This window comes from Rufibacter sp. JT3400010 (assembly GCF_054956755.1).
The window spans coordinates 37,016-49,735 of sequence record NZ_JBUDXA010000001.1; the positions used below are offsets into that span (position 1 = coordinate 37,016).

General features: G+C 48.6%; 9 protein-coding genes. 2 read left to right on the top strand and 7 right to left on the bottom strand.

Annotated features, from left to right (window positions below; translation table 11 throughout):
- Window positions 1-64: 64 nt before the first annotated feature.
- Entirely contained in the window at window positions 65-985 is a 921-nt protein-coding gene (locus ACY0JR_RS00120) for a helix-turn-helix domain-containing protein (RefSeq protein WP_462631754.1), read from the bottom strand.
- An 18-nt stretch (window positions 986-1,003) separates the two neighbouring features.
- Window positions 1,004-1,894: an NAD(P)H-binding protein gene (locus tag ACY0JR_RS00125; protein WP_462631755.1), complete on the bottom strand. Its 891-nt coding sequence runs from the start codon at window positions 1,892-1,894 to the stop codon at window positions 1,004-1,006.
- Between the two features lie 329 nt (window positions 1,895-2,223).
- Here ACY0JR_RS00125 and ACY0JR_RS00130 point away from each other — a divergent pair, with 329 nt between their 5' ends.
- Window positions 2,224-2,706 (top strand): DUF2911 domain-containing protein, encoded by a 483-nt coding sequence (locus tag ACY0JR_RS00130; protein WP_462631756.1) that lies wholly within the window; start codon window positions 2,224-2,226, stop codon window positions 2,704-2,706.
- A gap of 183 nt (window positions 2,707-2,889) precedes the next feature.
- On the opposite strand, the gene ACY0JR_RS00135 is transcribed toward ACY0JR_RS00130, so the two are convergent.
- The 4 genes from ACY0JR_RS00135 to ACY0JR_RS00150 form a co-directional block, all read right to left on the bottom strand.
- Window positions 2,890-3,117, bottom strand: coding sequence for a hypothetical protein (locus tag ACY0JR_RS00135; RefSeq protein WP_462631757.1), 228 nt, complete (start codon window positions 3,115-3,117; stop codon window positions 2,890-2,892).
- 494 nt (window positions 3,118-3,611) lie between these two features.
- The gene (locus tag ACY0JR_RS00140) at window positions 3,612-5,885 is read right to left on the bottom strand and encodes a TonB-dependent receptor (protein ID WP_462631758.1); all 2,274 of its coding nucleotides are present in this window, start codon (window positions 5,883-5,885) and stop codon (window positions 3,612-3,614) included.
- Between the two features lie 11 nt (window positions 5,886-5,896).
- Window positions 5,897-7,240 (bottom strand): tetratricopeptide repeat protein, encoded by a 1,344-nt coding sequence (locus ACY0JR_RS00145; protein WP_462631759.1) that lies wholly within the window; start codon window positions 7,238-7,240, stop codon window positions 5,897-5,899.
- Between the two features lie 68 nt (window positions 7,241-7,308).
- Entirely contained in the window at window positions 7,309-9,396 is a 2,088-nt protein-coding gene (locus ACY0JR_RS00150) for a DUF4331 family protein (protein WP_462631760.1), read from the bottom strand.
- A gap of 519 nt (window positions 9,397-9,915) precedes the next feature.
- On the opposite strand from ACY0JR_RS00150, the gene thpR reads away from it, so the two are divergent.
- Window positions 9,916-10,464 (top strand): RNA 2',3'-cyclic phosphodiesterase, encoded by a 549-nt coding sequence (gene thpR / locus ACY0JR_RS00155; RefSeq protein ID WP_462631761.1) that lies wholly within the window; start codon window positions 9,916-9,918, stop codon window positions 10,462-10,464.
- Between the two features lie 855 nt (window positions 10,465-11,319).
- Here the strand turns inward: thpR and ACY0JR_RS00160 are convergent.
- On the bottom strand, window positions 11,320-12,501 hold the full coding sequence (locus tag ACY0JR_RS00160; RefSeq protein WP_462631762.1) for an MFS transporter: 1,182 nt from the start codon (window positions 12,499-12,501) through the stop codon (window positions 11,320-11,322).
- Window positions 12,502-12,720: the final 219 nt, after the last annotated feature.

A 12,720-nucleotide genomic window follows, 5' to 3' on the forward strand; every position in this document is an offset into this window, starting at 1 on the left:
GCCATAGATTGAATTCTATGGCTTTTCTTTTTAACTGCGCTTCTCTATCCAGAAATGAACCCAGCTAGTTGAAAGATTGCCTGAATTCCAATGGAGAAAGGCTGGTCTTGGTTTTGAAGAGTTTACTGAATGACTGCGAATGCTCAAAACCCAGTTCAAACGCTATCTCACTAATGGAGGAAGTAGTAGTAGACAGTTTTTCTTTCGCCTTTTCTATTAGTTTGTCATGAATGTGTTGCTGGGTACTTTGCCCGGTTAATACCTTCAACAAACTGCTTAAGTACGTAGGAGAAACATGTAAGGCATCAGCAATGTATTGAACAGTAGGCAAACCAGCTTCTTTCAAAGCATCACTCTTGAAGTAATTGTTCAGGATTTCTTCCAACCTGTGTAGAATCTGATGGTTCGTGATTTTGCGGGTTATGAACTGCCGATGGTAAAATCGTTCGGCGTAGGTCAGCAACAATTCTAACTGTGCAATAATAACTGACTGGCTGTATTTGTCAATGTTAGAATGATATTCCTGCTGTATGCTTTGCAAGAGGCTGGTAATGGTTGTTTCTTCTTTTTCAGAAAGAAACAAGGCTTCATTCACGGAGTAGTCAAAGTATTCATATTGCTTGATGTTGGCGGCCAGTGGCGTGTTCCAGAAGAAATCAAGATGGAGCAGCAGCATCCACCCAGACCGTTGAACCTCTTCTGCCTGCGGCACTTCTACTCTATAGACCTGCCCCGGGGCGATGAAAAACAGAATGCCTTCATCAAAATCATAGTCCTGCTGCCCGTACTTAAACCGCACATTTTGATTCCGTTTTAAGGCGATATTATAGAAATCAAGCACGAAACTGCGGCTGCCAAGGTCTGGCGGGTAGGGGAGCGTTTCCAGGTTGATCACGCTCACCAACGGGTGCTCCGGTGCCGGAAGCCCCATGAGCCGGTGGTACTCTGTAATGGTTTTGAACCTGAGGGGAGCTGGACTAGTCATACTGCAATAGTATAGATTTCAATGAAAAGCACCAGCAAATTCCTGGGCAAATTGGTGCAGCTTTACCTGGCCCATTGGCGCGGGGCGGTGCTGAAAGTAATCTTCGGCGAGGGTGCCGTTCTGTAAACCAGCATACATTTCTACCAGCCCCTGGGCAATCTGCGGGTTCATGCCCGCGGCTACCAACGCGTCTAGAACGGCTTCATCAGAAACAATTTCCCATTTCAGATCAGGTTGACCGATGGCGGTGCCCAAGATGTGGGCGGTCTGCTCTCCGGTAAACTCGTCACTGGCTACGTAGCGGATTTTTCTGCCGGAGGCCGAACTCACCAGCTCTTCCGCGGCAGCGGCAGCAATGTCTATAGGCGAAACCCAAGGGATGACCGTGCTTCCGTAATTAGCGGCAATCATGTTTGTCTGCTTAATCATGTCTACATAACCATATAGGTTGTAGTAGAAAGAAGTAGGGCGCAGATGCGTGAGGGAAACTTCCTGGGGCAATTGGTTCAGCGTCTGTTCTACGTCATGCGTGCCCACCAGTATGCCATTACCTTTCTCTAAGTGCGCACCAATGCTGCTCAGGTTCACCACCCGCGGTACGCCCGCCTCGGCAACAGCCTGACGGTAGTGGGCGCCCAATCTCTGGTAATATGCCAACTGGTCCAGAGAAGGGTCAAAATAGTTGTTGGGCGGCACCATGGTGTACACGGCATCTGCCCCCATGCACGTTGCGGTAAGAAAGGCCACGTCTTCTAGGGAACCGATGGCGGCGGCGGCACCCAGGGCTTCAATGTCTTTTTGCTTTCCCGGATTGCTGCTGATCACGGTAACGGTGTGTCCTTTTTGCACCAACTCTTCGGTAAGCGGCTTACTGATGTGGCCTAATGAGCCTGTCACTACAATTTTCATTTTTTTTGCCTTTGGTTTAACAGAAGCAAAATTCTACAGGCCGCGCTTGTCTCTTGTAGTCTAATCTATGATTGTTGTAGCCGATTGTTAGATTGCGCTTTGGTAAAACAGGGATGATTTTATTTTAGGCCTATTTTCAGGAAAGGAGGCCCAAAACAAAAAGCACAGCTGCATATTTCTAGACAACACATCTGCTGCTTCAGCGTTTTGGCAGAAACATTTCTTTACACCTGAAAATCCTTTACATTTATCTCTACAACATAACTGTTAGAACTATGAACACTCCAAAGAAAAACTTCCTCCTGTTAACAGTCCTTTTTCTGTTAACCATGACCGCTTCGGTATTTGCGCAAGATGCCCCTAAACCAAAAGCAAGCCCGGCCGCTACGGCCACCGGGAAAGTGGGAGCCGCCAACATTTCCATTGCCTACAGCAGCCCGGCCGTGAAAGGACGGAAAGTGTGGGGAGAGCTGGTGCCTTACGGCAAGCCGTGGAGAGCGGGCGCGAACGAAGCTACTGTTTTCACCACAGACAAAGACATCACCGTACAAGGCAAACCCCTGAAGGCGGGCAAGTATAGCGTATTCATGGTACCTGGTGAGAACGAATGGCAAGTAATCTTCAACTCGCAAACGGGCCAATGGGGAACCACCCGCGAAGGTGCCAACTTTGACCCAGCCAACAACGTGTTAACCGTAAACGTGAAGCCGAAGAAAGCTGCCAAAATGAGTGAGCGTTTGGCGTACAACGTAACACCTAAAGGCTTCTCATTGCTATGGGAGAACCTGGAAGTGCCGGTAGCGCTTAAATAAGAACCTCTGTACAGGAACCGTTCTTAGCCTAGAAGAGGCTGTTTTAGGTTTGTTTTTCAGGAAACAAGCTTAAAACAGCCTCTTTTTCATGGTGCGTTAGCCGCTTATTGATCGCAGTAAAAGCGAAAGCCATAGATTCAGAATCTATGGCTTTCGCTTTTACTTTTCTTTCAGGAAAGGGGCTTACCGGTTCTCCGGTTCGTCTGTGCGGCTTTTCAGGTCGTCCTCATCCTGGCGGGAAAGGAATCCCTCATGCCCGGTGTTCCCCGAGGAGCCGGCATCATACGTAGAGGTAGAGGCGCTGTTTCTCAGTTCTTCGGTGTCTGGGTTGTAAGTGGCATGCGGGTCTGCTTCGCTCTGCTTTCCCTGGGTTGGGTTTGGGTCCTGTTCTGTTTTATGATTCTCTTCCATGGTCAATTTCTTTTAAGGTGCGTCTCACAAGATGTGTTTTCTTTCTACGTACCTAAGTAAGAGTGGTTGAATGGACAGCTATGGTGAAAGCAGGAGTGAGGCCAAGCGTTTCAGGGCTATTTTCGGAAAAACGACTCTGAATTGTAAGTGTAAAAGCTTCTTAGTTCTTCTGCCATTAGCATCATCTTTACACTATTGTGAATTCAGAAGTAGCCACCGCAATAGACAACCATATAAATACCTTCTGCGCTTCTTAATACAGATTCTCCCCTTGAGGGGAGATAAAGAGCAGTGTTTACACCTGCCGATCCACGTATTGCTGAATCTAATTTTTTGATGCTACATTTTGACCTTCTTTAGAAAACTCGGCAAAACCTGCTCTTGTATAAACACCCCTCTTCGCTCCCCTCAAAGGGAGAATCTTAACTGGAAGAGGCTTAGATGCTTACGGTCCTTTTTTCTTCGTCATCAACTTAATCTAAGGCTATTCTTCCTTATTGACCAAACGTGTAAGAAACGCCAAACTTGACGAAGAAGGGAGTACCGGGGGTGAAGTGGATTTCTGAGACCGGTTCTACCTCATTCCGCAGCCTTGACTCGGTTTCAAACTGGGCTTCTTTCCAGTTGCTGTTCAACAGGTTTTCGCCACTAAGTTTGAACTCTAGGTTTCTATGGGTATAGCTCACCACCGCATCTACCAGAAAATACCCATGGGCGGTAAGGCTGTAGTCTTCGTTGGCGGCTCTGTCGCCCAGGAACCGGTACCGCAAACTTCCTTTCAGACCTTTGCTGCTTTGGTAGCTTAACCCGCCGGTGCTGGTAAAAGTTGGAGCTAGCGGAATGTAGTCTTTGCCGTTTTCTTCTTCTCGGGCCCGCGGCCGGGCGAAATTCAGATCAGTATCCAGGTAGAAGGAGTGAGACAACTGCGCCCTTACGGAAATATCTACCCCGTACCGGCGTGATTTGCCCGAGGGCTCCACTACGCCTTCATCGCCCACGTACACCAATTCCTGATCCAGGTCTAAAAACCACAGAGCCGTGTTCACAAACCATCGGTTGCCCGGTTTAATGGTGAACCCTAGGTCGGTGCCTTTGGCGGCTGGTAATGCTGCCCGGCCGCTGGAACCCGCCGAAACTCGGGTGTCATTGGAGTGGTAGCCCATGCCTGAGTTCAGGTACATTTGCAATACTGGGGTAACCGCGTAAGTGAGGTTTAGTTTGGGGCTGAGGCGGGTCTGCGCATTTTTTTGCAGGCGTGGCATTCCTTCACCGGCCAAGGCATCACGGTAGGTGAAGAACAGGCGGTCGGCCCGTAAGGCGGCATTCACAGAGAAGCGGGATGTTAATTCCCAAGTTTCATCCAGGAAGGCAAAGGCATTCAGTTCGTCTATGTCGCCTTTTAGTACCTGGGTTAAGGTGGTGGTGCGGTTCTTGGTGCGCGATAATTCAGAATCGTGGATGTCATCATAGCGGAAGCCAATGCCCACTTTGTGGCGCAGCGGCAAGCCCAAAAAGCTCTGGTCCTGCTCATAGCTGCCCTGGTAGCCGTAGATCTGTCGGTTTTCCTTCTGCCGAATCTGGTCGCCGTTCACGGGGTCATTCAGGAAGAAGGTGAAGTTAGAATAAAGCTCAAAGCTGTAATCTACTGCGTATGCCTGGTTTCTGAAGATAGCGCCGTTCTCAAAGGTTTTGTCCAGGTTGAAGTTAGCGCTGTAGCGCGACGTATGACCACCCTCGGTGTTGTCAATGGCCCCAAACCGACTGATGAGCCCTTCTTTGATGGCCCGTTCTGGAATCTGGCCAGAGGCATCCCAGTTGCTGCTGAAAGCCGAAAGAGAAGCATTAAAAAGAGTGCTTTTGTCTAAAATACCCTGGTAACGGCCCATAGCATTGAAACGGTTCAGTCCCTGCGGCGAATCGAAATACCCGTTGCTGAACAGGTATTCGGTTGCTAAGTAGGCGTTCTGCTGGTTGCTACGGGCTTTCTGGCCCAACAGGTTCACCATGCCCACCGCCCGGTACGTGTCAAACCTTCCGGCTTCCAGTTTGAGTAAGTTTTGGTCAAGGGCGTTCTTCGTCTTGAAATCGGCGTAGCCGGCCGTGGCAAAATTTCCTTTCTCTGCATGATAAAGCCCTTTCCCGAAATCAACGGTTTCAATGGTCTCGGGAATTAAAAAGTGCAGATCTGAATAGCCCTGTCCGTGCGCGTGCGAAACCATGTTCACCGGAACGCCATCGGCGGTTAGATTGATGTCGGTGCCGTGGTCAATGTCAAAGCCGCGTAAGAAGATCTGTTCGGCTTTGCCGCCGCCGGCGTGTTGGGCAATCACCAAACCTGGAATCAGGCGCAGCATTTCCTGGGCATTCTGGATGGGGCGTAATTGGGCATCTACCGCACTGATCAGGTGCAGCGGATTATCGCGCTTTGCCGTCACAGATACGGCTTGCAACTCCAGATTGCTGGTTTCCAGGTGCGACGTCAACGTGGCGGGAATGCCGTTGGCCACCGATACCATTTTCACCTCCTGCAGAAAACCCAGGTAAGAAACTGTTAACTCATACTCGCCTTCTTTCAGGTTATGAAAAGCGTATTTGCCAAACCTATCTGTGATGGAGATCTTTTCCAGTTGGGAAATGGAAACAACGGCTCCTTCTAAGGGAGTATTGGTTCCTTTGTTGTACACCACGCCTTTGATGGAAATTTCGTGCGCATAAGCGAGCCGTGCTATGCTCAAACACAGCAACAGAAACAAACAGAGCTTCTTCATACCAATGGTTCTTATAATTTGGAGATAGAAGAACCTAAGAGATTTTTGCCTTCAAAGCTAAGGGGTGAAGTTTGATAAGGGTTAATGGCGAATGATTTTTTGATCAGGTTTTGTCCGGCTGCCAATTTCCCCATGCGGTAGTTGATGAGGCCAGTGAGGCAAATAAGGTCGGCATCCTGGCTGTTGGTGCGGTTGGCTTTCTGGATGTGCACGGCCGCTTTGGCGTAGTTTTGCTGGTGGTAGTAAATATTGGCCAAAGTCTTGTTCACGTCTATATTCGCTGGTCTTCGCTCGTATTCTTTGAGTGCGTATTCCAGGGCTTTGGGTATGTTCTTGTCTAACTCCAGGTGGATGTTCGCCAGCTCCAGATCCACTATGTGGCCTGCTTCCTGGTCTTCTTCCATGCCCGCTATGAGTTCTTCTAAAGTCTCTTCGGCTTTTCTGTTTTGGCCGTGTTTTTGGTAAAACCGCACTAATTCCTCCTGAAAGGTAAATTCGGGCAGCGTGTTGGCTGCTTTCACAAAGAGAGCAAGCGCTTGTTTTTGCTGATTTTTCTTAAGGGCAATTCGGCCTAAGCCTCCTAAAGCAAACGCGTACTGGTTGTATTCAGCCAACGCTTTTTGATACTGGAATTCGGCTTTAGCCAGATCTCCGGTTTTCTCATATAACTGCCCTAAAGTGAATTGGGTCCAGGCAGTTTGCTCTAACCCTGGAAAACCGGCTCTTTCGGCAGCGGCCAAAGCTTCTATGGCACCGGGTAAGTCTCCGTGTATTTCCCGTAAGTAAGATACCCGTGAGTACGATTTCAGATCTGGCCGGAGAGCCGTCATCTGGTCGGCCATGGCAATGGCTTCCTCATAGTTTCCTAATTCTACGTTGGCATCGCATAAAACTCCGTACACGGCCGCGCCACGCGGATTGATAGCCTGGGCTGCTTTTCCGGTTTCCAGGGCTTTGTCAAATTGGTGGAGCGAGAGTTGGATGGAGGCTTTGGCTACGGTGGCTTCGTACACCATGACCGGTGACTCTGGCTTGTCCTCCAGCACTTCCTCAATCAGCTTCAGCGCCGCTGGGTAATAGTAGGGGTGATCGCCGGTAATACGGGCTTCCTGCATATAGGCCAACGCCAGCAAAAGTTTACTTTGGTGGTCATTGGGTTTTTCGCGCAGGTTCCGTTGCAACCCACTTATAGCCGCTTTGGTGTTTAGCCATTCGCTGGAAGTGGAAATGGGACCCTGGCGTTCTTTCAATTGCGGAATAGCTGGTTCCTGATGTCCTTTGTACAGGTAAAAGAACCCAAATGCTACCAAAAAGGAGGCAGCCAGCACTGGTATGTATAGGTAGTTTTTTTTCATATCTGTAGAAATAAGAGGTAGAAGAAGAAATGAAAGACCGGCACCAAAGGCACCGGTCTTTGCTTGCCTTATTTGTTCACAATGAACTTAAGGGTTTGGAAAGTATCTGGCCCGGTTTGGATGCGGGCGAAATAAATTCCGTTTTTCAGGTTTCTCACATTCACAACTGTTTCATGAACTCCCACTTTGGTTTGTACCTTTTTCAGCGGCGAAGCCACCAAAACACCCGTTTCATTGTAGATCTGCAGACTTACCGCGCCGGGTTGGCCAATCTTGTAACGGAACGTGGTCACGTCTCTGGCTGGGTTAGGGTAGTTCTCTACCTGTTGCAGCGCCACTTCCGGAGCGGCCAGATTCATTGCCATGCCTGGTGCTATGGCTGTCATAGGAATAGGATTGCCGTTTATGTCACAATTGATGGCGATGTGACCATCTGAGAATCCTTCCCAAGGTTTGGCCTCATACGGGAACTGCGCCTGGAACGCTTTATCGTTTTTGTCCACGCCTTCGGTAAAGCTCAACACATCTACCAGATCTTGGGTGACAGGGCTGCCGCCGGGTACGTAATCATCATACCACAAACCAATGGCGGCTAACACCACCCCACTTACCGCCTGCAACTCAATGCGGGTCACGTCATCTTCTAAGCGACGTCCGTTAGGGAAGCCGTCCATGTTAGGAATGAACTGCAGATTTGGGGTGGTATTGAAGCGCGCATCTGTCAAACCAAGAACCGCCGCCTGCACTAATCCTAAGCTGCTGAAGTCTGGTGAATTGCGTGGGGTAACAGGCACCGCCATGTTGATCCGGAGCATGTCGCCAAAAGTGGGCAGGAAGTTGTTGATGAACGGTTTGCCTTTCGCCAGTGGGTTGCCTCCCTTGCCGGTGGCCAACTGGTAGGGTGCCAGATTGGGCACGCCGGTCATGAAGATAGGGAGCAAATCCACGGAACGCGGCTGGTTGGGTCTTAGTAAGTAATTACCGTACAATCTGCTATCCAGGGCAGTACCTCTGGTAGCCGGATTCCCCAATAATGGGTACAAGCCGGGAGCTCCGTTTCTGAAGTCATAGGTGCCTAAGGACCTGGTCTGGATTCTCAACGGTGCAAAGCCAGGAACAGCGCTTCCAAACTTAGAATCATCCATGTACAAGGCCAGTTCCGGGTTCACGAAGTACTGCTCAAAATCCTTGTTGTCTGCGCTGGACGGGGTGGCGTTCCATTCGTCTTTGCGGCCAATAGGAATAACTACCTCATTGGTAAGCGGCATACCCAAACGGGAAACCTGCACATAAGGTCCAGAGCTGGTTACGGTGCCGTTGGTATTGCGTACCGTCATTTGCTTGCGGCTGGCAGATGCCCACACCCCAATGGTAAACCTGGAGTCAAGAATGTCAAACGCCTGGTCAACGGGTCTGAAGAAATCAGTCACACGGTAAATAGGAATTTCCATGGCAATGGTATGCACATTCAATTTCGCAAGTCCATCTGGTGCCATTTGGGGCCTTACATTGCCTAAGTCCATGATACCGCCCACATCAATAAAGAAAGGATCGTCTACCGGACCACAGAATACCCTTGAATCATCAGACGTTCTCATGATTGCTGATCGCATAAGGGCATCATAGTTTGAATTTAAACCTACTGCCGTTTCAATGGAACGCGGACCTACGTTATAAGGCGCTACCTTTCCATTGCTCAAGATCATGTTCCAGGTTTTGCCCCCATCTAAGCTTTTATTAATGGTATAGGTGGCTTTCTGATTTTCCTTTCCTAGTCTTATTTTGAAGAAAGTAGTAGGATCTTCGTTTACCTTTTTGAACTCAAAACGGTAGATAACATCATCATAATTAGTCCTGGTATTGTTTTTAATCCGAATGTCATAGGCAATATCTTCCCCGAAGTTGAAATAATTAGGCCCGCCGTGCGGAAGTTGGAAAGGGATAAAATTGGCAATAATCACTACATTGTTCGGATTGGTGGGGCTCCGGAAAGCATAGACGTCCGTATTGTCAGCTAAAGGGTCATTAGCAATAATAGGTGCTTCCCTGTGGCTGGATGATTCCAGATAATTACTGGTAACTCCAGCGATAAATAGACCAGCAATTGCCAGTCCGGTTACCCAAATTTTGGGTCGTACTCCCGTAAAAATTCTCATAAGCTTGTAATGTAAGATGAGTTATAACCACTTACTACTCAGTAAGCTTTGCTGGAGAGACCTACGACAGGAGTTACTTGACTGGATTTTTTAAATATTGCTTTATAGATAAGTAATACGAATTGTTTAATACGATTCCTGAACAACTGCTTAATTTTGGGCGTACTTTTCAAAAAAATTAAATAAAATAATAATTAAGGCAACTTTATAGCCTGGTAGAAATAAGTAGAATTTAATTAAGATGCTTCTATTTCTGGAAATGTTGTTAAAATATTTAAAAGCAAGTAAGAATGATTATTCTTGTATCAACTATATTTTAAATGCATTCCTAATCCGTTTAAAACCCAGTATTGCTGAAATAGATATTACACAAAAGGTAACCCTTCTACCTGACATACCTTTCAAAAATCAATTTTGAGATTAATACTTAAATTGAATTAAATCAATTGAGATGGTTTTGCCTGGAGAAGGTTTGTAACGTATGGATAGAACAAAGACGATCATGATTTTCTAAAACACATGAAAGACACCATCCGATTATTTGTAGCGGCCAGGTTGCCGGAAGAGGTAATTGCGTACCTCACAGAGGCGCGGCAGGCGTACGAAGATCCCAACATCAGAGCTGTGCCGGACCAGAATCTGCACCTCACACTGTACTTCATCGGGAACGTGCCCGCTACGGAAGACACATACATCAGGCAGACGCTGGCCCAGGTAGCGCAGCGGCACTCACCGTTCACGCTTACCCTAGAACAACTGGAACCCGGACCCAAACCCAAATCACCCCGCCTGATTTGGGCTCGTTTTCAGCAAAACACGGCCTTTTCGCAACTTAGTCAGGACCTGACCCAGGCCCTTTCGCCCGCGCCACCCAAGCAGGAGAAGTTCATTCCGCACGTGACGCTATGTCGCTTCCGCAGGGAAGGAGCCATTCCGCGCGATTTGCCCCTTGTCACACCGCCGCAGGAGATATTGTATCCTGTCTCGTCCTTAGCCCTGTGGCAGTCACAATTAGCTTCGCCGCACCCTATCTATACCGTGGTAGAAGAGTTTCCCTTGGGCGGATAAAACGTAGCTCTTCCTCCATGGAGGAGGAAAATGATTTAAACCACTTTGGCCCTGTTTTACAGAAAACAAGCCAGAATAGCTCGTGAAGATTTGACAAAATTATTGAGCCATGTAGTAATGCTGTGAAGGTAAAAATCCTCTAAACCAAGTATGTGTCGCCGAATAGCAAATTAGAACCTGTAATAACTAAATGAGTTGGATTGCCTCCGAAGGAGAAAACTCAACTCCTCTGAGGAAGGCAACGCGCCTAAACTATACTAGAGAGGCTGCAAAGGAAACGTATTTAAGGCATTCACCTCCCAGTTTTGCAAACTTCCGGTCATGGTAGGTCCAAGTCACAGACTTGAACCATGTTTCCTAATGGGAATTCGCTCTGAAGGAGAAAGCAATGCGTGTGATCGGCAGTTGTAAACATCCCCCTTCGCCCCCTTCAAATGGGGAGTCTCCTCTTTAGAGGGAATATTTTCTCTAAAAAGATAGCAATGCGTACTAGAGACAAGGCAGTGCCTGGTCTCTACATATGTTCTACTATCATCTCTTCCGCTACTTTCCCCTACACATTGCCAGTTCCAGTCTTTCCCGAGCGCGCCTCGCTTTTGGCCCTGGAAAGGCAAAACTAAACGCAAAGGACAAGGTAGGCCGAAAGGGCAGTGCGCGAGGGGAAGACGGGGCCTCGCGGCCGTGAGCGCTTACCGTCAACGATGAAACAACCCAGCATTTGCACCCACGCATCAAGCAGCCAAGCCAAGGGAACAGGCAAACTGCATGCACCAAAAAATCCCACGCAAAAAGCAGCCAAACCATGGAAACAGTAAACAGCATGCATTCCCATGACAACCTTCACCCTAAGTAACTTCAGGTCATTGCCGATGATTCCGAAACAGTATTTCTAGAAAACATAAAAAAAGCTAACGCCACCACAACCCCAAACAAAATACCGGCAAACACGAATTCCATCCTGTTCCCAAGGTGGTAAAAATACGTTCCTAGCAAAGGCCCCGCACCCATCCCCACATACCGGAAGAAATTATACACGCCAATGGCCGTAGCACGTTTATTCGGGAATTCGTTGGCCAGCAAAGTAGTCTGGATAGGCAAAGACACGCCCAGGCATAAGCCGAAAAAAGAGATAGTGCCGATCAGAATGGCGAGAGATACAGGTGCTGCCCACACAAATAGAAAGACTGCCAGTACATTAAATGCCGAGGAGGTCAGCAAAAACTTCCTTGGTTCAAACCGCTCCTGTAACCGCCCGCCTACCAGGCTGCCCACCATCACCGCCACCGACAAAGGCAGGAAAACCATGCCGTTCTGGCTAGGGGAGAGCTGGTACACTTGGGTCAACAGCGAGGGTAAAAACACCAGAAAAATATAAAACGAAAAATACTGGGCAAACCCCAGCGCCATGATAGCGGACCCGGCCGGTTGCGTAAGGATGCTGGAAAAATCACGCACATGGAAACGGTTGCCCTGGTTAACGGCGGGTCTGGTTTCAGGCAGAAAACGGTAACTGAAGCCTAATAGCAGAACGGCGGCTCCTGCCAAAACCCAGAACACCCCGTGAAAGCCGAAATATTGCCCCACAAAGCCGCCAATCACAGGACCCACCACGGGGCCAAGGGCCACCAGCATCTGGAAAGTGCCCATGGCGCGACCACGTTCCTTTCCCTCAAACAAATCGCTTATTACAGTAGTAGCCACCACTGAGCCTACCGCAATCCCCAAGGCTTGAAATACCCGGAAAAATAGTAGCCCGTACACTGAGCCCGAAAATGCTGCTCCAACGGAAGCCGCTATGTACAGCACCACTCCGGGCAGCAGCAACCGACGCCTACCGTGAATGTCCACCAAAGGGCCGTAGACAATCTGCATACTGGCCATCACAAACGTGAAGATGGAGATGGTCAGGTTCAGCGTATATTCAGAAGTCTGGAACTGCTGCTGCACAGATGGCAACAAAGGCGTATAAATAGATTGCGAAAACGGCCCGAAAAAAGCCGCAAAGGAAACCAGATAAGTAATGAACTTCTTATTCATAAACAGCCATACGAATCCTTTTCCCGGCTGTTTAGCTTACATCTTTAGACAGTTGCCTAAACTTGAACTCGGTAAACAACTCTCATAGGCTCTTGATTGCCTCTTGCGAGTGTGGACTGCTTTTGGCCAATGGCCGCTTCTTAGGTTCTGCTTGTGCTGGTGATAACGTTTTCTGTGAGGTACTCAGAGGCGGGACGCCGCAGGTAGCTCACACTCGCC

Bases quoted from the DNA above. Each gene is read 5' to 3' on its own strand.
- ACY0JR_RS00120 (WP_462631754.1), bottom strand. From the start codon at position 985: ATGACTAGTCCAGCTCCCCTCAGGTTCAAAACCATTACAGAGTACCAC.
- ACY0JR_RS00125 (WP_462631755.1), bottom strand. From the start codon at position 1,894: ATGAAAATTGTAGTGACAGGCTCATTAGGCCACATCAGTAAGCCGCTT.
- ACY0JR_RS00130 (WP_462631756.1), top strand. From the start codon at position 2,224: ATGACCGCTTCGGTATTTGCGCAAGATGCCCCTAAACCAAAAGCAAGC.
- ACY0JR_RS00135 (WP_462631757.1), bottom strand. From the start codon at position 3,117: ATGGAAGAGAATCATAAAACAGAACAGGACCCAAACCCAACCCAGGGA.
- ACY0JR_RS00140 (WP_462631758.1), bottom strand. From the start codon at position 5,885: ATGAAGAAGCTCTGTTTGTTTCTGTTGCTGTGTTTGAGCATAGCACGG.
- ACY0JR_RS00145 (WP_462631759.1), bottom strand. From the start codon at position 7,240: ATGAAAAAAAACTACCTATACATACCAGTGCTGGCTGCCTCCTTTTTG.
- ACY0JR_RS00150 (WP_462631760.1), bottom strand. From the start codon at position 9,396: ATGAGAATTTTTACGGGAGTACGACCCAAAATTTGGGTAACCGGACTG.
- thpR (WP_462631761.1), top strand. From the start codon at position 9,916: ATGAAAGACACCATCCGATTATTTGTAGCGGCCAGGTTGCCGGAAGAG.
- ACY0JR_RS00160 (WP_462631762.1), bottom strand. From the start codon at position 12,501: ATGAATAAGAAGTTCATTACTTATCTGGTTTCCTTTGCGGCTTTTTTC.